This is a genomic window from Reticulibacter mediterranei, from assembly GCF_016587455.1.
On the sequence record NZ_BNJK01000001.1, the window covers coordinates 8,010,890 to 8,033,129 of the forward strand.

At 52.0% G+C, this 22,240-nt stretch carries 19 protein-coding genes; 6 read left to right on the top strand and 13 right to left on the bottom strand.

Annotation, left to right across the window (positions count from 1 at the left end):
* Window positions 1-198: 198 nt before the first annotated feature.
* Window positions 199-1,275, bottom strand: coding sequence for a WD40 repeat domain-containing protein (locus K3T83_RS34270; protein ID WP_220207407.1), 1,077 nt, complete (start codon window positions 1,273-1,275; stop codon window positions 199-201).
* A gap of 206 nt (window positions 1,276-1,481) precedes the next feature.
* On the opposite strand from K3T83_RS34270, the gene K3T83_RS34275 reads away from it, so the two are divergent.
* Both K3T83_RS34275 and murJ read left to right on the top strand, forming a co-directional pair.
* Window positions 1,482-2,531: a helix-turn-helix domain-containing protein gene (locus K3T83_RS34275; protein WP_220207408.1), complete on the top strand. Its 1,050-nt coding sequence runs from the start codon at window positions 1,482-1,484 to the stop codon at window positions 2,529-2,531.
* A 219-nt stretch (window positions 2,532-2,750) separates the two neighbouring features.
* Window positions 2,751-5,114, top strand: a complete 2,364-nt coding sequence (gene murJ, locus K3T83_RS34280; RefSeq protein WP_220207409.1) for a murein biosynthesis integral membrane protein MurJ — start codon at window positions 2,751-2,753, stop codon at window positions 5,112-5,114.
* Window positions 5,115-5,295: 181 nt separating this feature from the next.
* On the opposite strand, the gene K3T83_RS34285 is transcribed toward murJ, so the two are convergent.
* Window positions 5,296-5,601, bottom strand: a complete 306-nt coding sequence (locus tag K3T83_RS34285; RefSeq protein ID WP_220207410.1) for a hypothetical protein — start codon at window positions 5,599-5,601, stop codon at window positions 5,296-5,298.
* A gap of 319 nt (window positions 5,602-5,920) precedes the next feature.
* Window positions 5,921-6,163 carry a hypothetical protein gene (locus K3T83_RS34290; RefSeq protein ID WP_220207411.1) on the bottom strand — a complete coding sequence of 81 codons (243 nt, stop codon included), beginning with the start codon at window positions 6,161-6,163 and terminating at the stop codon, window positions 5,921-5,923.
* Window positions 6,164-6,353: 190 nt separating this feature from the next.
* On the opposite strand from K3T83_RS34290, the gene K3T83_RS34295 reads away from it, so the two are divergent.
* Together K3T83_RS34295 and K3T83_RS34300 are read left to right on the top strand one after the other, a co-directional pair.
* Entirely contained in the window at window positions 6,354-7,520 is a 1,167-nt protein-coding gene (locus K3T83_RS34295; protein ID WP_220207412.1) for a homoserine dehydrogenase, read from the top strand.
* A 153-nt stretch (window positions 7,521-7,673) separates the two neighbouring features.
* Entirely contained in the window at window positions 7,674-7,922 is a 249-nt protein-coding gene (locus tag K3T83_RS34300; protein WP_220207413.1) for a PLD nuclease N-terminal domain-containing protein, read from the top strand.
* 56 nt (window positions 7,923-7,978) lie between these two features.
* On the opposite strand, the gene K3T83_RS56510 is transcribed toward K3T83_RS34300, so the two are convergent.
* The 6 genes from K3T83_RS56510 to K3T83_RS34330 all read right to left on the bottom strand — a co-directional run bounded on the left by K3T83_RS56510 (window position 7,979) and on the right by K3T83_RS34330 (window position 14,499).
* Window positions 7,979-9,349, bottom strand: a complete 1,371-nt coding sequence (locus K3T83_RS56510; protein WP_236065046.1) for an FHA domain-containing serine/threonine-protein kinase — start codon at window positions 9,347-9,349, stop codon at window positions 7,979-7,981.
* 302 nt (window positions 9,350-9,651) lie between these two features.
* Window positions 9,652-10,968 carry an LCP family protein gene (locus K3T83_RS34310; protein ID WP_220207414.1) on the bottom strand — a complete coding sequence of 439 codons (1,317 nt, stop codon included), beginning with the start codon at window positions 10,966-10,968 and terminating at the stop codon, window positions 9,652-9,654.
* 191 nt (window positions 10,969-11,159) lie between these two features.
* Window positions 11,160-11,924: an XdhC family protein gene (locus K3T83_RS34315; RefSeq protein WP_220207415.1), complete on the bottom strand. Its 765-nt coding sequence runs from the start codon at window positions 11,922-11,924 to the stop codon at window positions 11,160-11,162.
* Window positions 11,925-11,957: 33 nt separating this feature from the next.
* Complete coding sequence (locus K3T83_RS34320) at window positions 11,958-12,275, bottom strand: XdhC family protein (RefSeq protein ID WP_220207416.1); 318 nt, start codon at window positions 12,273-12,275, stop codon at window positions 11,958-11,960.
* Between the two features lie 23 nt (window positions 12,276-12,298).
* The gene (locus tag K3T83_RS34325) at window positions 12,299-13,636 is read right to left on the bottom strand and encodes a vWA domain-containing protein (RefSeq protein ID WP_220207417.1); all 1,338 of its coding nucleotides are present in this window, start codon (window positions 13,634-13,636) and stop codon (window positions 12,299-12,301) included.
* Between the two features lie 2 nt (window positions 13,637-13,638).
* Window positions 13,639-14,499 (bottom strand): AAA family ATPase, encoded by an 861-nt coding sequence (locus tag K3T83_RS34330; RefSeq protein WP_220208354.1) that lies wholly within the window; start codon window positions 14,497-14,499, stop codon window positions 13,639-13,641.
* Between the two features lie 356 nt (window positions 14,500-14,855).
* Here K3T83_RS34330 and K3T83_RS34335 point away from each other — a divergent pair, with 356 nt between their 5' ends.
* Window positions 14,856-15,770, top strand: coding sequence for a hypothetical protein (locus K3T83_RS34335; RefSeq protein WP_220207418.1), 915 nt, complete (start codon window positions 14,856-14,858; stop codon window positions 15,768-15,770).
* Between the two features lie 291 nt (window positions 15,771-16,061).
* On the opposite strand, the gene K3T83_RS34340 is transcribed toward K3T83_RS34335, so the two are convergent.
* Both K3T83_RS34340 and K3T83_RS34345 read right to left on the bottom strand, forming a co-directional pair.
* Complete coding sequence (locus tag K3T83_RS34340; protein WP_220207419.1) at window positions 16,062-17,165, bottom strand: aminopeptidase; 1,104 nt, start codon at window positions 17,163-17,165, stop codon at window positions 16,062-16,064.
* Between the two features lie 138 nt (window positions 17,166-17,303).
* On the bottom strand, window positions 17,304-18,536 hold the full coding sequence (locus tag K3T83_RS34345; RefSeq protein ID WP_220207420.1) for an MFS transporter: 1,233 nt from the start codon (window positions 18,534-18,536) through the stop codon (window positions 17,304-17,306).
* A gap of 328 nt (window positions 18,537-18,864) precedes the next feature.
* Between K3T83_RS34345 and K3T83_RS34350 the strand changes: the two genes are divergently transcribed.
* Complete coding sequence (locus tag K3T83_RS34350; RefSeq protein ID WP_220207421.1) at window positions 18,865-19,767, top strand: LysR family transcriptional regulator; 903 nt, start codon at window positions 18,865-18,867, stop codon at window positions 19,765-19,767.
* 75 nt (window positions 19,768-19,842) lie between these two features.
* On the opposite strand, the gene K3T83_RS34355 is transcribed toward K3T83_RS34350, so the two are convergent.
* Window positions 19,843-20,844 carry an acrylyl-CoA reductase family protein gene (locus K3T83_RS34355; RefSeq protein WP_220207422.1) on the bottom strand — a complete coding sequence of 334 codons (1,002 nt, stop codon included), beginning with the start codon at window positions 20,842-20,844 and terminating at the stop codon, window positions 19,843-19,845.
* Window positions 20,845-20,886: 42 nt separating this feature from the next.
* Complete coding sequence (locus tag K3T83_RS34360; protein ID WP_220207423.1) at window positions 20,887-21,954, bottom strand: methyltransferase; 1,068 nt, start codon at window positions 21,952-21,954, stop codon at window positions 20,887-20,889.
* Window positions 21,955-22,240: the final 286 nt, after the last annotated feature.

The following is a 22,240-nucleotide window of genomic DNA, read 5'->3' on the forward strand; positions in this document are numbered from 1 at the left end:
TCTCAGGTTTTCAGCGCGGGAACTCTCGTTTTCCGGCGGTCTGATATATAAGAGAGACGAAGTTTCATTATTGTTTCGTGAATCTGGCGAAATTTTACCTGTGTTGCACGGTCCTGATTCATATATCTGATAGCATGGGTATTTATTTGTAGATCCGTATTTCTGGGTTCCGTAATGTTACTTTGGAAAACACAAGTTTTATGGCGCAACCCACACACGAACAAATCCAGCATCATCAGATGAAGCCATTAGCCTGCCATCAGGCGACCATGCAATATTGTAGATACTACTTTTATGCTCTTTATAAATGAATAGCGTCTTGCCAGTATTAGCCTCAAAAACGTGTACTGTTTGATCTTTGCCTGCCAACGCAACTAGCTTGCCATTGGGCGACCATGCAGCACTGTATATATCGCCCGTTTGTTCTTTGTGGAGCAGTCGTGTTTTGCCTGTGGCGACATCCCATATCATCACTGTTTTGTCACGGCTGGTTAATAGCAAACTGGAGCTATCAGCAGACCATGATAGGCTATTTATCAGATCACTATGCAGGTCATAGACAGAGGCGACATGGTGCGTGGCAGTATTCCAGATCGTTATTTCTACTTGTTGCATATTTTCAATGGCGCTGCTTTCAATGGCGTTGCTTGAGGCTATAAACTTTCCATCGGGGGACCATGCCAGATTACTCGCAAGGGGCTGATAGGAATAGACCTGCTCGCCGGTGGTACTATTCCAGATATGAATCTCTCCCTGTTCATCGAGAGATGCGATATATGCGTTATCGGGGGACCATACCAGATCTGCGACCCCTCCGTGATATTTTGTGGAAACAAGTAATATTTTCTGTGAATGAGCGTCAAGAATATAGGCAGAGGCATCTTGTGATATCGGATAAGAAGTGCCTACCGCAATGCGCTGCCCGTCGTGCGACCAGGCGATTTTGCTTGTAAAGGCGTTTTGAAATCCGCTATACGTGCGTAGCGTCTTTCCTGTCGCCACATCCCATAGCTTGACCACTCCATTAAAGCCTCCCGAAGCTATAGATTTGCCATCCGGGGACCAGGCTGCCGAAAGCGTCGGACCCGCACTACTATCCTTATAGATCATTAGCGTCTTACCGGGAGAGGGAGGCGCAGGTGTTATCTTCGTTCGTGTTGGAGTGGCGGCTGATACCAGGCCTGAACTGATGGGAGAACAGGCCGCAAGTATCAGGAAAACAGCACAACTGAATAAAAGGAAAGGCATATGATAGATGCTTCGTCGATGTTGCATTGCTTTTTGAAATCCTTTCAGGAACACTCAAAACAGAGTGTTGTTTGTTTCTGTCCCCTACTCTATTCAATTGCGATGATTATGACCATACAGAAGTCTCATCATCTTCTCACCGATCACTCATTGTGGTGCGATTGTAGTATGATAGGAAGCGATTTATAGAGTCAGGGATGCAAAAATGTCTGTAGAATGGAGCATCGGCACAGATGAAATTTGCGCAGATTTTGCGGCAGGAGCGAGAGCTACGCGGCTGGTCACAGAGCAGAGCGGCTCAAGAACTTGGCACAACGCCCAATACAGTGAGCGCCTGGGAACGCGATCTCTCTCTTCCTTCTCCCTACTTTCGCGAAAAGCTCTGTATGCTGTTCGGCAAAAATGCTCGTGAGTTGGGGCTGCTGTCTGCAAACGAACAATCTGTTGCATTACAAGTGGAAGAAACAGGCTCTGCACCTTGTACCGATGATAAGATGGCGATACCAACTCAGGAGGAGGCTGTTCTCGCTGAAGTTGACGGGAAGAAGAATGATGTGGTTTCGTCGGCTCAAGCTGTTCCCATCTTTTCAGCCAGCAGGCTTCGTAGTAGGTACAGTATGATATTTCTCCCCTGCCTGCTAGCGTTGCTCATTGGCGGCGTGGTTGTTTCGCTGCTCTGGCCTTTGATCACTGCCCCCAATCCCTATACATCTGGTCGGGGCCGCCTCGCGCTTTTCGATCCCTTGAAAGATCAGGGGCAACATCTCAATTGGCAAGAGGGCTGGAATGAGAATGGAGCCTCCTGCCAGTTCAAGCGCGGTGCCTACTACTCCACGCAGCCCCTTGCAGGCTATTTCCATGCCTGTCTCGCTCAGGCTACCACTTTTCACAATTTTACCTATGAAGTGGAGGCTTTTCTGTATCGTGGAGACTACCTTGGCATTATTTTTCGGGCGACCAGTGGCCTCGATTCTAAATACTACCTCTTTCGTGTCTATAGCGATGGCACCTATATGCTCAAACGCTATATTGACCGCGTTGATGACCATGCTATCCTGCTCGACAGCGGCACAACTGAGCGGTTCCATAAAGGCCCGGGACAAATGAATACGCTGGCCGTCGTTGCGGTAGAGCAGAATATTACGCTCTACGTCAATCGGCAGCAGGTCACTTCTGTTATCGATGGAGCGTATTCTGATGGGCAAATTGGCGTTCTGGCTGGCAACGAGAAGCATCCTCCGGCAGAAGCGGCTTTTCGGAACGTGAAAGTGTGGAGTTTGTGATGTTCTTTATTGTAAGTGGGAGAGATCAATATTGTTCCGTTGTATGCTTGAAAGTGGAGTGACAACGAAAAAGGATCAGTACCTCTTGAGCTATCAGTCTAGCCAGAATTCGGTGTCTGTGGTATGCTTGAGCAGCAATGCCATATATTGCAGTAATGTGTTATACAATCGTAGCGATACTCTTAATGAGCGTTCTTGTTAGTGTTCTAGGGCAAGATTGTGGGAAACGAAGGACAGCAATCACCTTTACCAGAGCAGGGTGCATCTGAGCAACAGGGATTTTATAACTGGCAGTATGATCAGGGAAATGCGCAAGAGGGCGGCCAGCCCTCGCCCGTGTTGCCTCCATCACCTCTGCCATATCATATGCCGTCAGGGCCATTGCAGCCACCGGTTCCGCAGGCTCCTCAATCCCCTCAGTATCCACCTTCTGAGCAGAGCGGACGGCGGGGGAATTTGCCTCCTGGCTATCAGGATCATATTCCTGATATGGGTACTTCGCTTGGCTATGGTCAGGGTATGGAATACCAGTTTTTCGATACTCCCCAACCATCTCAGCCAATGCCGCAGTTGCGACTCGAACGGTTGCAGCAATTGCGAGAGGAGCGTATGCGTCGGCAACAGCGGCGCATGCAATCGGATATTACGACGGTCATTCCCTGGCGAAATAAAGGGCCGGCAAGTACGCCTTCGGGACGGCTCGCTTCTCCCCTGCCACCGCCGAGATCTATCTCTGGCCGGCTCGGCGTTCCTCCCGTTGGTATTCCACCAACACCAGGGGTATCACCTCGTTCAGGGAGCTTACCTGCTGCCGCCCCGGTACAAAATGGGCAGGCGGCACCACAGCTTGCGCCTGCATCAGGACCGGCCCAGGATACCGCGATGATTCAGCGGGTCCGCATCGGTAAAGCCACACTTATTCTTACATTTGCCTTTGTCGCCAGCCGCATTTTAGGCTTGCTTCGTACCTCGATGTTTGCATTTGTCTTCGGTACCAGTGGCACTTCTGATGCATACTTGCAGGCTTTTCTTATTCCCGACCTCATTTTTAATATTGTCGCTGGTGGCGCGCTCAGTTCAGCATTTATCCCCGTCTTCACCAAATATATGGTTGGCGAAAAAGACGAGAAGACAGCCTGGCATATCGCCACTGCTGCCCTCAATCTCGCGATTGCGGTGATGATAGTCCTGGCTTTTGTTGCCATCGTGCTGGCTCGGGTGCTGGTGCCGATCTACAATCCCGGCATTCATGATCCGAAAGAATTGGACCTGATCGCCTCACTGACGCGCATTATGTTGCTACAGGCCATTGTGCTGGGTGCTGGCGTGATGGTGAATGCCGTTCTCAATGCACGAGAAGATTTTCGCTTGCCTGCAATTGGAACGGTGCTCTACAATGTGGGCTTGATTCTCGGCCTGATGCCGGGATTGTTTCTGGCATTTACCAATCAGCGCAATGATAATCTGGCCGTGTATTGTGCTACCTGGGGCGTGGTCCTGGGAGCGGTCCTTCAGGTTGGTATTCAGATACCGGGCCTGCGCAAAGTTGGGATGCACTATTCCTTTAAGAATTTCGACTGGCGGCATCCAGGAGTGATCCAGATCGGACGGCAGATGGTGCCCCGTATTATCAACGCCGCGATGCTCTATACCTCCACATTTGTTGACCGGGGACTGATCCAGCTTCTCGTGGTTGTTGTGGTAGCGAAGGGGGTTGATGGTTTGATTACGCAGTATTATCAATCAATGCAATTGATGCTGCTGCCGCTGGGCATCTTTGGCATGTCCGTCTCGACGGCTGCCTTCCCAACGCTGGCCGAAAATGTGGCGAAAGGGCGTCTGGACCGCGTGCGGAATACGATTCTGGAGACGTTGCGCAGCATTCTGTTTATGTCCGTTCCCTCAAGCGTTGCTCTGATCGTGCTGGGCTTTCCGATCATTCAAGCACTCCTGCAACATGGTCGCTTTAGCCTGAGTGATGCGCAATCAACCGCTGTACCACTGGCCTTTTTCGCTGTGGGGCTGGTCGGACTGGCTGCGGTTGAGATTCTGACGCGCTCCTTCTACGCGCTGCGAGATAGTAAAACGCCTGTGGTGGTGAGCGTGGGACAGTTCATTTTCAAGATTGCCTTGAGCCTGCTCCTGATTAACGCCGCCGTCTGGGGACCGCAATGGGGAGTAGGGGCGCTGGCCTTCTCGACCTCGTTTGCCGGATTGCTCGAAGCTGTGGTACTGTTCTGGCTTCTGTATCAACGCCTGGGCGATATGCAGATCAAAACGCTGTCACTCTTCATTGGACGCGTGCTGGGAGCCGCTGCTGCAATGGGCGTAGCGTTGCTCATCGCGCGCTTTATTATAGACTGGCTGTTCAAGATTTTTGCGCTGGTTCCCTTCCTATCCTGGATGGATACGTTGAGCACTCCATCGCTAGGCTTGATGGGCACGCTGGCAGCTTTCATCAAGTTGCTGATATACATATTCGTGGGTCTCTTTGTGTATATTCGCGGAGCGCGCCTGCTTGGTATTGAAGAACTGGGACCGGTTCGCCGCGTCTTGAATCGCTTCAAATTGTCCTGGATTTAGTTCTTGCCTTCGCCCTCTGCATATCTGTAACGAGGGCGAAGGTAGCAGGCTAGCATCAATCTTAATGACGCCACTGAGTAAAGATGTGTTTGGCCCAATGCCAATCTTCCCCTTTATGATATCGCAGGTCAGGACCCACAAGATCCATGCCTTTCCAGCCCTTATTGATGAGTTGTACTTACTAATGTTGAAAATGTTTCTCGCGCGCTCTATCGCGTAACTGTTTTAGTGCGGTCTCTTCCTCAATTTGTTGGCGCTTTTCTTTGTCGGATAAGGCCCAGTCAATCGCGCGATAGCTGCTGCCAAACACAATCAACCCTCCTATGGTAGAGGTGAGCAGCGTCAAAATCAGGAACACCGACAGATGGGTGATCGTGAAAAGCAGAGCACATAAGATGATGAGTAATATCAGACTGCTAATGATGACAGTTTTGCGATTGAGTGTTGCCCCAAAGTTTGTCCAGAGAAAACGTCGTAATGCGTCCACGGCTTTACCCTTTCACAAATGTTTCTTATCAGGGACTTTCTGACGTATTATCGGCAAGAAGAGCGTTTTTTGATGGAGGAACGCTTCACAAATATCTTACACTTCTTTTCTCATGAGTTCAAGGGACTATCGTTTTTGCCTTTCACATAGATAGACATGTCTGTTGGAAGGAATTTTTGGAATGATGGTTGATTGCCCTCATGTGGGAGCGCAAACATGCATGAGGGCGAGTCCATATGAAGGTGGATGCTACTATGCGCGACTGCCATCACATCGTCGATGGGGAGGGAGAGAAAACACCCTCTGTTAGGAGATACTCCTAGTGTTCGTGATCGGTAAACCCTCTGCCTATCTCGATATCGATGAGCAGTTTTTGTGTCTTGACGATGACAAAATCGACGACATAAACGACCAGAATCATCAAGGCATTGAATACTATGAGGGAGGAAGCAAAATCCAACTGCACCGTCCCCACTGAAAACGACAGATGATTGGACAGGATGGACAGATTGCCAATCATGTCAAAGAATAAGAAGATCACTCGCACAAGCAATTGCGTCATGATATTCACCTCTTCATCGAGTTCCTTATTTCTCTAACCACTAAAACAACGCTGTACTGCGACACAATGCTTTATTATTAGAAACAATAAGATATAGTCATCTCAATTTGCTCATAATTTGCTGGTAAATAATCACAAATATGTATCAACGGCTTCTTCTATTATCAGGCGACCAGGGGGAATAAAAAGCTTGAGGGGTAGCAACTCTTTTTACTTCTCGGTGGACAGCGATCTCAAGACCCTGTATACTGGAGCGACGACCGCGATAACACTATTTGCTATTCTGAATACAGGTTGGTACTATCTCATGAAACATCTACGTCTCTCCCTTGTGGGATTTGGAGTTGTCGGCCAGGGGTTGGCAGAGTTACTGGTCTCGAAGAGAAAGTTACTCATGCAGCATTACGACCTGGATGTGAAGGTCATCAGTGTTGCCACCTCCAGGCATGGCTTTCTCTATCGAGAAGAGGGGCTGAATCTGCCTGCATTGTTAGAGTTGGCAACTCAGAAGCGCCCTCTGACCGAGCATCCCGGGGTGCGGCATTGGGCAAATGTGCTGGAAGGATTGCAAGCGACCGGTGGCGATGTGCTGGCTGAGGCGACGTGGACGAATTTGCGCGACGCCGAGCCTGCTATGAGCCATATTCGCGCCGCCCTCTCTCAAGGGATACATGTAATTACGGCCAACAAGGGGCCAATGGCGCTGGCGGCCAATGAGTTGCTGTTGCTGGCGCAGGAACATAACGTGCAGCTGCGTATGGAGTCAACTGTGATGGCGGGGACGCCGGTGCTGAGTACTGTGCGAGAAGGTCTGGCGGGTGCGCGCGTACGTGCTGTGCGTGGGATTCTCAACGGTACAACGAACTATATTTTGTCGGCAATGGCAGCCGGGCGCGGCTATGCAGAAGTCCTCAAGGAGGCGCAGGAGAAGGGCTATGCGGAGGCTGATCCTACCGCAGACGTTGAAGGTTATGATGCGCTGGCCAAAGCGCTCATCCTTGCCGCTGTCGTATTCGGTCATACGCTCAAACCCGATCAGGTCAAACGCGAGGGGATTACAGGTGTGACAAAGGAGCAGATGCAGCGAGCCGTTGATGAGGGTAAGCGTATCAAGTTGATTGCATCCATACAGGCGGTTTCCGATATCGGCAGCGCACCTCTGGAGGCGCGCGTTGAGCCGGTTGCTTTGCCGCTGAGCGATCCACTGGCGCACGTTGAGGGAGCGATGAATGCGCTCACGTTCGAGACGGATACGCTCTCGCAGGTGACGATTATCGGGCCAGGAGCTGGTCGATTAGAGACAGGGCAGGGCTTGCTGGCCGATCTGATAGCGGTAGCCGGTGCTTTGAACCGGTAACACCTTTTACCGGCCAGACATTTTGGACTGATATTTCTTGGAAATGCAACTTCTTCTGATGAGGAACGTAAGGGTGATGAGATGCTGTTTTTTGTCATCTGGTGATGCTAGTCAGTATCTCTGCTAGAAACGTTCGGAAGGAGCCTATGGCCTATGTTGTATCTGCTGTTTGATCCATTACTACGGCTGCTGCTTCGTCTTTTCGGTGCGGGTGCGAATGGCATCCTTGTTTTAGCGACCATTTTCTGGATCTGGGTGCTGATTGACTGCCTGGTTAAAGAGCCTTCAGATACCAATGATAAAATAGCCTGGACGCTGTTCGTCCTCTTTGTTCCTCTGCTTGGCGCGCTCATTTACTACTTCATACGCCGCCCGGAGCGCATTAAAGCGGTTGGGCGCTGAGAAAAAAGAGGTTGAGTGATTTTGCTAAGTCGCTCAACCTCTTTTCATGCTTATTTTTATTCGTGAAAAACTGGTGGTTGCGCCATACCCGGAATCTCAAAACGTATATGTACACTCCCAAAGTGAAGCACATCCCCATGTTGGAGCAGTTCGGCCTTGAAAGGGGTCAGTGCTAGCTCACCCAGGCGCGTTTTATTGCGGCTCTTCAGATCTTCTATATAGAAAAAGGTTTCTTCAAAACGAATGCGCGCGTGCTGGCGTGAAACTGTCATCTTAGGATCAAAGTCCGTCAGATCAATGTCGGGTGTGTAGCCGCGTTTGGGATCGGTACGGCCTACAATAATGTTTTTTTGGAGGAGAGGAATGCGTTGTGGCGTTGCCTGCTCCTCGTTCTCGAAGGAAAGATATGCGTAGACATCGTACGCCGCAGCTGTTGAGTTGCTAGTTTGTGTTGAGGAAGTATGTTCCTCGTGGAGAATTGTACGCGGCGTCATCATCTCTTCGATCGAGGTCATCTCGTGCGTGAAAGAGCTTCCCAGCACGCCCGATGTTGGGCGGGACGATTCGGTTGTGGGTTGATTTGTAGGAATCGGGAGCGCTTCAAGGGCGGTGAGCAGCGCACCAGCGTTGGCAAAGCGATGAACCGGGTCTTTTGCGAGCGCGCAATCCACGAGGAGTTGGACCGCTTCCGGGGTTTCATGCGTGAATTGAATCATGCGAGGAACGGAGTTGTTACTCTGCATAATGCCTGTTTCGGCTGGCGTGCGACCAACGAAAGGCAGGCGTCCAGTGATGAGTTCAAAGAGTAGCAGGCCCAGTTGATAGACATCGCTCCACGAGCCAATCTTACCACCATTGATATATTCGGGGGGCGCGTAACGTGGATTGAGATAGCCGAGATCGCTGTTTTGCTGGCTATGGACGTACCCGAACGAGTGCAGGAGAGAACGTAGCCCGATATCGTCGATCTGTACGCGATCTGTCACATTGACCGAATCCACCGTAATCAATTGAGGACGTAGATCCAGCCCTGAGATACCCTTTTCATGCAGCAGTTTGACCCCTATGGTCATCTGTCTCGTCAACTCGATGGCGCGGGGGATATCAATGTTTTCGGTATCGATAATATGTTGGAGCGTCACCCCTCGTGGAGGATCAGTAGCGATATAGGCACGATTCCCATCGATGCCCCAGTTGTAGATGCGTAAAACGTGGGGAGATTGCAATGATCGGCGAGGTTCAAGAGCCTGTAAGAGGGGTTGTACCGCGCCTATCTGCATGGTTGGAGCAAAGGTGATGACGTAGAGTCCCACCACGTCGTTACTGATGCGGTTATAGGCGGTATAAATAGATAGCATTCCCCCACTACTGATAGTCTGCCCGATGCGATAAATGCCACCGATCAGGCGCGTATCGCGTTGTGACATAGCTGTCTCCCTTTTGTTGCGCGAGAAATCGCAGGTGTTTCCGTGCCGCGTGAGAGCATTGGATGCTTTGGTCCCCACGAATGATCCTGCCTGGTACAGTTTAGTATACACCCGTTTGCGTGACTTGCCTATAGAGGCTAAATGTCAGCATGAGAATTTGTAGGAATAGAGGAGATGTGCAAAATGTCGTAGTCGAGCGATTTATCGCGGGTGATTGCACAACACCCCGCGATAAATCGCTCGACTACGACATTACAAGGTTTATTGACTTCACACGATGATGTTGTTGCCAGTTGCTCTGGTCAGTTATAGAGCTTTTGTTGCACGTAGCTTGAGACAACATTCCAATCGTTGTTGCGTGGCACCAGGTTGAAGTTGTCATCATCGACGAGAACGTTCTGGTTGCTCAGGCCGATACGTGAGGTCTTGGGATCGTTCATGTCCATTTTCAACGCGAACTGCGACAGGTCGGCTAGCGAGAGATTGGTGCGAATGGTTTTTTCCAATGCCGTCATTGCATCAAAGAATTTGGGCCAGGTGGAAACCTGTTTCACTTTTGCCAGCACCGACTTCACGATAATCTGTTGGCGAGCAGAGCGGCCAAAGTCGGTCAGTTCGGCCAGATTTTGCGAGGTTCCCTTTCCACAGACCTCCAGTGGCTCGCGTGCGCGCGCATAGCTGATGGCTGTGGCCCCATCCATGTGCTGATTTCCTTTGTTGAACTGGACCTTGATCCAACTGGCATCTTTCGCAGCATCGTCATTCTTGGGATAACATGCATTGAAGGAGTCGGGAACATAGACATCGACGCCACCCAGCGCATCGATGAGGTCGCGAAAGCCGGTAAAGTCGATCATCATCCAGTATTTGACATCCAGGCCGGTGATCTTCGATGCTTTCGCTGCGACCGCATTAGCACCCGCTGTGGGGTTTTTGCCGAAGCTGGAGGTATATTCGTAGAGCGAGTTGATCTTGCCCACGCCTCCCGGCGCTCCTGGCACCGACACCAGCAGGTCGCGCGGGATCGATACGAGAGTGGTATGATGGCTTTGCGGTAGGACGCTGGCGACCAGCAACGAATCGGTCAGGTTGGCCCCATCATGCGTGCCGCCGCCGTAGCCTATAACGATCATATTTGTGCGGTCGCTGATATTCATATAGTTGGTTTGCGTGCTGAGCGGTTGCTGTGTTGAGATCTTTGTCCCAAAGGCCAGTACGCGCTGAGTTGTTGTCACGGTGAAGCTGCCCACAACGCAGGCCAGGACCAGCACAACGATTGTGGTAATCAAGCATCCTTTGCCGCGACGCTTTCTCGTCACTGGCGGCTTTGCTGACATCTGTCCCGCTTGGTAGTTGTTATAACGGGGTGGTGCCATCGGTGCCTGTTGTTGCCAGGGGGGAGCAGCATGCTGCTGGCGAGGCGGGCTTACCGGCGGCTGGTGTGATGGTGCAGGATTCTGATATGGTCGGCGCTGAGAGGGCGCTGGCTGATTCTGAAAACCACCGAGAACCAACTTGCCCTGGGGCGCATGGCCTTGCGGCGGTGGCTGCGGTGGCGGTGATGAATGTGGCCGAGCTGGAGCCGTCGGATCATCGGGATTATAATGATTATTCGGCATAGCATATCCTTTTCTGGATAAGTTCTTTTTATGAGCATATGCTGCACGATATTCCCTCCCTCTCCACCTATCCGCTTTTTTGCAATGAAATGGAATAGCATGCTCTTTAAATAAGAACGGTCCAGCATACCAGAAGTTGCAGCTTTCCCTGTTATCTTATTCACAAAAAGAAGAATAGAGACGTTGCCGTGCTACTTTTTCTTCCAGTCCAGGACTGCCGAACTATCCTTGCCGTGCCGGGTGGCGACGATTTCGGCCATGATTGCCAGTGCCATCTCTTCTGGGGAAGTGGCACCGATATTTAGCCCAATTGGGCCATGTATGCGGCTCAACTGTTCGTCGCTGAGTCCCTGCTGTTTGAGGCGTTCGGCTCGTTCGGCTCCGGTCTTGCGGCTCCCGATGGCACCAACATAACCGACGCGACGGGACAGCACAACTTTGAGGGTTGGCTCATCAAATTTGGGATCGTGGGTCAGGACCGCGATAGAGGTTGATGGGTTGAGGTCCATCTTTTCCAGCACCTCGTCGGGCCACTCAACGATCAATTCGTCTGCATGGGGGAAGCGTTCGCGCGTGGCGAAGGCGGCTCGTGCATCGACGACGACGACACGATAATTGAGCGTTTTGGCAAAGGTTGTCAGGGGGATGGCGATATGGCCTGCTCCAACGATGATGAGCGACGGTGGAGGAGGGAAGCCCTCAATAAAGATCTCGTAGGGCTGAGCTGCTCCCAGGCTATAAGTGTGGATGCTGGCGTCTCCAGTCCAGATGGCGCGGTCGGCATCCGTCGCGACCTGCTCGTTGAGGGCAGCAGAGCCGAGCGTGCCATGCGTTGAGCCGTCTGGGAAGACAAGCAACTTGGCTCCTATCTGATCCGGGCCGCGCACCACCGTTGCTAGCGCGACCCCTTTCTCCGCATGCAGCATCTCTTTCAATTCTGTGTATAATCCACTCATAACGTTCCCTCCTCCTGACAAAATCTGATAGGCTTACCAATCGAGGCGTTCGACGAACACATGAATGGTGCCGCCGCAGGCCAGCCCTATCTGTTCGATATTCTCTTCTTCTGTGATGCCAAATTCAAGCATCTGCGGCTTACCGTTGGCGATTACTTCTTCGGCGGCACTGATGACCGCTGGCTCAACACAGCCACCGCTCACAGAACCGGCAATTTCGCCGCTTTCGCTGACGGCGAGCTTGGCTCCTGGCCGACGTGGGGCCGAGCCAGCCATGCTGACGACGGTTGCCAACGCGACTCGCTCGCCATGAGAGCGCCATTTTTCAATATCGGGTAATACGTCACGCATGATGGTCCTCCTCAAGAGAGCGTCTATATCTTCCGTTTGCTCCATGCTTCAACCGCTTTGCGACGCGAATAGGCATCGCGCGCGGGTCGGCTATCGTCAATCGAGGCCAGGATGTTGCCGAGGCTGATCAGGCTGTCCAGGTTGTGGGCTGGCAGGAAGTTATCGATAAACGGCAAAGCTGTTTTCATACCAATTGTTAATGGTCGATAATCGGGCGAACCGAGCAAGGGATTGAGCCAGATCAGGCGATGGCAGCTGTGTTGCAGGCGATCCATCTCCACTTGCAGCATCCCGGCTTCCCCGCGATCCCAGCCGTCGCTGATAATCAGTACAACGGCTCCATGCCCGAGAACGCGTCTGGACCACCGATGGTTAAACTCGTGGATAGCGTCGCCAATCCGAGTGCCGCCGGACCAATCCTGCACAGCTTTGGAGACATCGCGCACGGCATCATCAACGTCGCGCTTTTTCAACTGACGGGTGATACGCGTCAGTCGCGTACCGAAGACGAAAGCCTCCACGTTCATCAGGCCATTCGAGATGGTGTGGATGAAGTGTAGCAGTAGTCGCGAGTAGAGGCTCATGGAGCCGCTGATGTCGCAGATGATGACCAGTGGACGTGGTTTGCGCTTGATCTCGCGCCACGTCAACTCGATCATTTCCGCGCCATACTTTAAGTTGCGCCTCACCAGGCGTCGCATATCAGGGTAGGAGCCTTTGCGAGCTGGCGTTTTGCGGCGCGTCGGGCGCATCCCCAGATTCCAGCGCATCGCCGCCATCAAGCGTTTCGCCTCTTGCATCTCGTCCCAGCTATAGTTCTCGAAATCCTTTTTGCGCAACATCTCAATAGCACTGTACGCCGTTCCCTGTGGACTGCCAGTATCGTCTTCTTCTTCGTCGTCATAGCGATCTTTTTGCGCGCGCCGTTCGGTCTCGCGCATTTCTGTACGCATGTCTTTGCGCGGCTCTGGCGTGTTTAGATGCTCCGCCAGCCGTTTGCGCTCCGATGGCGGGAGGCGCAGCGGTCGCTCCTCGCGCTTGACGGTCCCGTTTTTATCTGGCTTCTTCTGGTTGGGATTATCGCGCACGAACCAGTAGTAGTGATACAGTTGATCGAAAACGGGTTCCTGTTCATGGCGGGTGAGCAGGCAGCATTTGAGCGTATAGTAAAAGTCGTCTTTATTTGTCAGGTCGATATCGTTCAGCGTCTCGGCGAGGTCGAGCAGCTTGCGTGGCCCGATGTTCAGTCCCGCCTCCCAGAGTAGGCGGCCAAACTCGGTCAGCCGATAGAGCAGCCGCTCTCCGCGTTCGATATCAAGTGGCCGTAGCTCCAATTGGGAGTTGCCGTTTTCCTGAGCCATAATCAGGACACTCCTCGTATCTTTTGCACCAGCCTGCCAAGCTCGCTGCCACCAACTTTGAGTACGTCGTCCTGATATTTGAGCAGCGCTCCCAACGTATCGCGGACCGGGCCTTCGACCAACTCCAGTTGATGCAGGGCCAGCAGCGAACTGATCCAATCCAGCGTCTCGGCAATGCCCGGCGCTTTATAGAGATCCATGCTGCGTAGCTCACGAACGAAGGTGCAGACCTGTTTTGCTAGCTGCTCCGGCACCTGTGGCACGCGGGCCAGCACAATCGAGTACTCTTTTTCCAGTGTTGGATAGTCGATCCAGTAATAGAGACAGCGGCGGCGGAGCGCATCGTGGATCTCACGGGTGCGGTTCGACGTGATAATGACGAACGGTGGCTCTTTGGCTGTAATTGTGCCAATTTCGGGAATCGTGATCTGGAAATCGGAGAGCAATTCCAGCAGGTACGCCTCGAACTCTTCGTCGCTGCGATCCAGTTCGTCAATCAACAGGACAGGAGGTTTGGAATTCGCCGGATCGATAGCCTGGAGCAGGGGGCGCTGCATCAGGAAATCTGGACCGAAAATTTCTTTCAACTCCTCCTGTTGGCGATTCGTGCTGCCTGCCTCCATCAAACGAATATGAAGCATCTGACGCGTGTAGTTCCATTCGTAGACGGCGGTACTTACGTCGATGCCTTCGTAACACTGCAAGCGGATCAGCCGGGTGTCCAGAGTTGCGGCTAGCACTTTGGCTACCTCTGTTTTGCCTACTCCTGGCTCGCCCTCTAACAGGAGTGGTTTGCGTCTTTTGAGCGCCAGGAACACAGCCGTTGCCAGGCTACGGTCGGCGATATAATCCTGGGCGAACATGGCTCGCTGGACATCTTCAATTGTGGTAAAGTTGCTCAATAATTCCTGCTCCAACAGAAGCCTCCAATAGAAAACTAGCACCTTGTGTTATGTATGAGGTGGCATCATTATTCTATGCTATGAAATTGGAAGTTAGCAAGAGGTACATTTTGTCATTTGCTTTTACGGAACTCCGGGAGGAGTTCTGGTAAAGTTTATTTGGCCTGAACGAGCATAAACGCTTCTTTTTTTTCTAGTTTCTAATAAACGGCAATGCAGTATCGATTGTCCCCTCATCCCTCTTATTTTCTCCGGTATTGCAGGTATGTTTTGATTCTACGTATGTTTAGTGAGCTGAGCGAAAGGAAGGAATGGATATGACTGGCGAACGCCCGGAAAAACGTCGACGCATAGAGGTCCCCCAAGGATCTAGTACGTCATTGCCAACAGGTGATAGTAATATCCAACGATTGCAGTTGGCTGAGCAAGGCGCATTGGACCAGGGTGGGCCAAGTAAGCGAGAAAGCGGCGATCCGGTGGCTGCCATGCTTGCTCGGAGACTTGAAGAGTCGAAAAGTGCAAATAATGATAGTAAAGCGGTATTGCCGTCATCATCGAAATTACAAGAAATGGGAGCAAGGCTAGGAGACACAAAGCAGAAGGCAGTAGAAGGATTAGAGCAAGTAATAACAGATATACAGGCACTAAAGATAGAGTCAGAGGCAGCATCGCCGTCATTATCGAAATTACAGGAAATGGGAGCAAAGCTAGGAGACACAAAGCAGAAGGCGGTAGAAGGATTAGAGCAGGCAGAGCAGGAAATAAGCGGAATACTGACAGATTCGGATAAAGTAGAAGAAGACCTGCCGGAAGAATTCAGGCAAGCATTACAGATAGAGCGAACAAAATTAGATAAGGCGTTGGCGGAACAACAGGAAAAATTAAGTAAAGCATCGCCAGAAGAAATAAGAGAGGGATTACAACAAATACCAGAAGAAATGAGAGGAGTATTACAGCAAATGTTAGGAGAATCGAGTGATACGATAAAATTACAAAGGGAAGAATTGGATAAAGAAGATAAAGAATTACATAAAATGCAAGAAGGGCTAGATGATGCTTCTCCGTCAGAGCGGGCCAAATTAGAGAAGATATTAACGGCGAAGAGGGCAGCATTAGAGGAATTAAGAAAAACTGTACAATCACTGGAACAAATGGAGCAAATCATGAAGAGTGTAATGGAGCAGGGACAACCACAGTCCCCAGGACATCCAGAACAAGGAAGTCGTTCTTAGTAATAGGAATCTGGTAGATTTCTATGCACGCTGATGATGCTATCATCTCCTCATACAGTTACCCAATGGCTCTACCCTGTACCAGATCGATAATGCATGAATAGATATGAGCTTACCTGATGCTGAGTTTGCACAACCAGGATCGGGAATGTGGTTCGTAGTGAAGCGATTGATCGCGTTGGTTCGGCTTCACAAGCGGCTTCAACAACGCAATCAATTACTCCACTACGAAAGTTTCCCGGACTTGTTCGTAAAAATTCGGCATCAATTATCGCGGACCACGATATAGGTTTAAATGATAATAGTTCCATCTTTGAAGAAGAGCGTATCGTCGATCCAGACTTCGCCGGAGGTGCGCAGATCGCAGATCATATCCCAGTGCAGGGCTGATTTGTTGAGGCCGCCCGTCTCTGGATAGCTGGCACCGAGCGCGAAGTGGACGGTCCCGCCCATTTTTTCGTCAAAGAGGATGTTCTGTGTGCCGCGAGTGACGCGCTGGTTGTTGCCGAAAGCGAACTCGCCCAGGAAGCGTGCGCCGGCATCCATCTCTAACATTTGCAGGAGATAATCCTGGCCCAGTCGCGCGCTGGCCTCAATTACCTTGCCATCGCGAAACACCAGACGAATCCCTTCAACCGCTCGCCCATCGCGTGTGGAGGGGATATCAAACTGGATGACGCCGTTTGCGCTGTTCTCGACGGGACTCGTGAAGATCTCGCCACTGGGAAAATTGCGCTTGCCATCACTATTGATGAAGATGCGGTTCTCGATAGAGAGGGTGAGATCGGTGCCGTTGCCGATCACGTGCGCCTGCTTATGTCCAACGAGCCAATCGACGAGGCGTTGCTGCTGCTTCGAGAGTTCCTGCCACTTCGCGCTAGGATCGGGATCGTTGAGGAAGCAAACATCGAAGACAAATTCCTCGAATTCGCTGAGAGACATGCGGCTATCCTGGGCGTAGCCGATAGTGGGATAGAGCGTCAGGCACCAGCGAAATTTGCCCTCCTGCTCGCGTCTGTGATAGATATCGCGCAATTGAGCAGCGGCGCGACCACGTTTTGCCGAGCGAGCGGGATCGATGCCGTTCAACGCTTTGGTATTGCCCAGTGATTCGATAAAGAGCCGGGCGTTTGCCTGCTCTGCCAGCGCGGGCAATGCAGGTGAAAGCGTGCTGAGTTGGGCATCATTGCCTTCGCGTAGCAAGATCTCGTCAAGCCCTTCCAGGCTGATTTGCGGCACCGGGCGTGCATCTGCATGCAAGAGTTCGCGATAGACAGCTTCAATCAGCGGTGTTGCCAGCGGTGTTGCCTGAATGATGACAATATCCCCTGGTTTAACGGCCAGCGAGTAATGGACCAGCGTATGCGCCCAGCGATCAATACGGATATCTTTCATACAAACAAATTCCTTATCTGAGAGCATTGTCTTTGCGTTTTAAATACGCCTTAGAGGGAACGGCGACGCAATTATAGTTGTAGCTAGCATGGTAGCACGGCGTTGCCATCGATGCAACTATTTCTCTGGATCGAGGCGTTATGCTACCGCGCTCACCGGCTCCTGAACGCCGAACCGGAGCAGCCCGATCACCCCTGCCGCCACCATGATAAGCGCACAAACCGCGATGCCCAACGGAATGCTCATCAGATTGAATAGCGGCACAGCAAGCAGCAGGCCCAGCGAGATGCCAGCATTTTCAATCAACATCAACAGGCCAAAGACCTTGCCGATTTGCTCAGAAGGAAGCTCTGTTTGCATCATTGTTATCAGCATAATATCGCCCATCGGACCGCCAACGGCTGCAAAGGCAGAGCCAATCAGCGCCACCAGGAGATGGGGAGCGAAGGCGAGCAGGAGGAATCCGGCACCAACGACGATCTTGCCACTGAACAGGACAGGTACTTTGCGCCGAATCACCAGACTGCCGATGACCAGATTACTCACGACATTGCCCACGCCATAGGCACCAACAATCAAGCCATACGCGCTGATGTTACCCTGCAAGATACGGGAAGCCAGCAAGGGAACGCCGATTGTGAAGGCCGCACTCCATGTCACACAGATCACGCCCATGAGCGCCATTGCCCAGGCCAGCGGACGATGCGCCCGGACGAGTTGCAAGGCACCAACGATCTCTGTTGCTATTCCCTTGATGCCTTTCGCTGCTGGTTGCCTGTGTTCGGGCTTCCAGGCGAAGCGTCGTCCCAGCGAGAACACGGCGACGGCAGAGATGAGAAAGCTAATGGCGTCGAGCGTGAAAAAGTGGAACAGCGGTATCCAGGCGATCAGGAGTCCAACCAGACTGGGGCCGATGGCGCGTGCCAGGCGGCGCGTGATATCCATCAGGCCGTTAGTGGCCTGGAGCGTTTTCGTATCGCCAGCAAGCGCGGGCAAACTTGCCTGTAGCGCGGGATTGAAGAGCGCGCCAGCACCACCAACCACGATGGCAACTGCGATCAGGTGCCAGAGTTGCAACATTCCCAGTTGCATGAGGATTGGCAGGATCGCCACCGCCAGGGTACGCAGAAGATCGACCGCAATCATCGTGCTGCGGCGATTCCAGCGGTCCGCATACACGCCGCCGAGCAGACTGAAGACCAGCGTTGCCCCCGCCTCAGTTGCCGCAACTAGACCGGCCTCGCTGCCTGCTACCTTGATCGCCAGCCAGATAACGGCGATCTGATAAAAATAGTCGCCTATTGCCGAAAGTACTTGACTGACCCAGAGAATAGCCAGATGCCGCATACGTAAGACTTTTAGAAAAACCATCGATTATATCTCTCTTCTGATGAATAATATGATTGGTGCATCCACAATTCTTCCGAGGTGAGGCCGAATATGGCAGGGGCGATGGCTTGTCCTCGCCCGGCTTCCCAGGCGGCGCGATACGGGTTCCAGGGAGAGGACAAGCCATCGCCCCTGCCATATTCGTGTGGCCCTTTCCGCCCCATTTCCCGGAGGTGCCAATGATGTGCGTGGATGTGAGTTTGTATCTCTTCTTTATAGTATAGTGTGCATCATTTCACCTCATTATTCAATCCTATAACTGCTATAATAGCTATTGAGATTTTCTATGGGAGAGGAGCGTCAAGAAGCTATGGATATTGAGCAATTGCAGGCGTTTGACCGTATTGTACGCGATGGCAGTTTCAGTCGGGCAGCTCGCGCGCTCAATATAGCGCAACCAACCATCAGTGCGCGCATTCAAGGGCTGGAACAGGTCGTGGGTGGCACGCTCTTTGTGCGTGGAGGTCGGAGTATCGTCCTGACTGAACTGGGCGAGAGCTTTTTGCCCTATGCACGACGAGCGCTGGCCGTGCTGACGGAGGGGATAGAGGTCGCGCAGGGCATGCAGACTGGGGCGCATGGTCGAGTGACAGTTGGCACGATTCAATCACTGGCGGGCGGTTTTCTGGCATCGAGCATTCAGCGTTTTCACAACGCCTATCCACAGGTCGAGTTCTTTGTGCGAACCGGCCATAGTGATCAGGTTGTAGAGATGCTCTACGATGGTCTGGTCAAACTGGGCCTGGTTAGCTGGCCCTTCTTCAACCTTGACCTGAAGCTGTTGCAACATTTTCGCGAGCCGCTCGTCTTCGTTGTGGGGGCAGAGCATCCACTCGCCAGCAAAAGATCAATTAAGCTGGATGAAGTGCACAAGGTAAAGGGACATTTGCTGAAAGTGCGGTGGGGATATACCACGAGCGAATTTGAGTCGTTTCTCGAAAATCAGGCAAGCCCAATGATCGATCTGCCCATCGACACGGTGCGCTACATGCTCTTACGCGGCATAGGGGGAGCCTTTCTGGTGAGAGCGCTGGTGGCCGACGATCTGGCGACAGGCCATCTTATCGAAGTCGTTGTTGAAGATTTTCCGACGATCTATCGTGAAAGTGCGCTGGTGTGTCTGCAAAAAGGGGCGATGAGTACGGCCCTGCACAATTTTGTTGATGTGTTGCGTGAAGAGGCGGGCGAGCTAGCCATAAAATCTGAAGTATAATTTATTATACAGCATTTAACTGATAACGATCATATCAGTTAAATGCTGCTATACCATTTATGCTGATCTCTGTTCTCACTCATCGCTCATTCTGATCAGGATGCGCCCTCGTGTCTGCCCCTGGAGCATCGCTTTCGTTACACGCGGAATATCCTCCATGGCGGCCTCTGATGCAATCGTATCCACCAGACTCAATACTTGCTTTTCGTGAATCACCTCTTCCCAGAGTTCTTGGCGCATATGTAAGGGTGTTGACGGCATATCGATGCCCAGAATCTTGATCCCCCGCAGGATCAATGGAAAGACCGTTGCGCGAAATGTAGCTCCTCCAGCTACACCAATAGCGGCAATAGCTCCTCCTTTTATTGTGGTACGCATCAGGTAGGCCAGAGTGGTCCCCCCTACAGTGTCGATGCTCCCTGCCCATCGCTGTGCTTCAAGCGGGCGGGAGCTTTCGGCTTCGACTTCCTCACGGCTCAAGATCTCGCTTGCACCCAATTGTCTCAGATACTCATGAGCATCAGCTTTACCCGTACTCGCGGCTACTTGATAGCCTCGTCTTGCCAGCAAACTGATTGCCAGGCTTGCAACTCCCCCTGTCGCTCCTGTGACAAGGATTGGCCCTTTCTCTTGAGTCAGGCCATTCATTTCGAGTTGACGCACTCCCATTGCGGCGGTGACTCCAACTGAAAGTACAAGAGCCTGCCTGAAGTCAAGTCCTCTGAGAGGGAAAAGAAAATCACCAGGCAGACATGCATACTCCCTATACCCACCATGTCGAGAAACGCCCAGAGTGTCGCCAAAATCACTAGCAAGCACCGCGTCACCTGGTTGAAAGCGGTTGTCTTTCGACTCGACAACTATCCCTGCACACTCTATGCCGGGCACCAATGGGTATGTCCGCGCCACCTTCCCATCAGGAGTACATACAAGAGCATCTTTATAGTTCACTGCGGCATATGTCACCTTGATGACTACCTCTCCAGGTGGGCATTCCTGCTGTTTCAACCGCTCGATCCCCATGTTGAACCCATCACTGGTTTGATTTACAACGAATGCTCGGAAATCTTGTTGCATCTCGGTTCCTTTGTTGAAAAATGCTGAGTGATATGCCTCTCTTCAAACACTCTTCACGCTCCCTGGCTTGTATGCGCGTATGAGAAAAGTGAGATCAGGAATGAAGGGCTGCACAGTCACCTGGTGATACCCGGCCTCTTGCAGAGCCGTTTTAAGTTCGTCGGTGGTGTAGGCTCGCGTTTGGGCTGAAACTGTCAGTTGGCCGAAAAGAAAGAGCGCTGCATTGCGTGGACCGCTCCGGTCGGCAGAGATGGCAAAATCGTGGATCAGCAGTTGGCCATCAGGAGGCAGGTAATCATAGGTGCGAGCCAGTACTGTGTGCAGTGTCGTAGGGTCATAGCAACTCACGATATACGACATCAAAATCAGATCAGCACCGGAAGGCCAGGGATCGCTTCGCAGATCGCCACTGGCGCAGGTGATCCTGCCCGTCAATCCTGTTTCCTGGAGAATTTTTTCTGTTACGGCAACCACCTGTGGCAGATCGAAGACCACAGCCGACAACTCAGAAGAGCGTTTGACGAGTTCTATGGCGAATGCCCCTGAGCCTCCACCAAGATCAAGCAGTTGGGAGAACCCGGAGATATCCAGGGAACGAGAAAGCAGGATTGCAGGGCCAAGCGACCCTGCATGCTGGCCGCGCACGAACTCCTCAGTTGTCCAGGGATCGGCAAGCGTGCTGGCGTAATCGCGTGCTATTGGCTCGGATTCGCCGCGCAGCAGCGAGCGCACCTGGGGAAGACTGGAATAGATGAGAGAGCTGATCTGGCGCAGGTAATAGTCGCCAACATAGCTACGAGTGGTTCGCACCAGAAAGCGCTGGGCAGCCGGGCTATTAGAGTAGCGTTGCCCATCCCACGTCAGAAGCCTGAGCGCCACGCAAGTCGAGAGCAACACACTGAGCGGCCCTGATGGCATCTGGAGCTTTTCTGCCAGGGCCTCAAGCTCACAGGGTTCATCCGACAACGAGGTAAAGAGGCCAAGTTCTAAAGCGGCGAAGAGAGCCTGAGAACCCATAAACCCGTAAGCAATGGCAGAAATGGAACGAATGGCATCATCACCTTCCACCTCTGCCCTTTCCTTTGAGGAATGTTCATGATCTTGAAGCATTGTTTCTCCTTGTTTCTGCCGATTCCTTTCAGGGAACGCGTAGCTCATCCACTCTATAGAGGGAGAAGAGCATAGGCCGTGTGACATAACATATCAACGTGGGGATAGATGATCCTCATCGCTATAAGATTGCTCTCTATGAGAGTAGTATAATTAGCAAAATCGTCAGAGAAGGTCCGTAAAATTACCTGGAAAATTACCTGTTTCGAACCGGGGCGGGTTGATCATATCATCTGGTAGAATGACGGGAGGGAGCGGACAGGCGGCAGCACAATCCCAGGTGTCC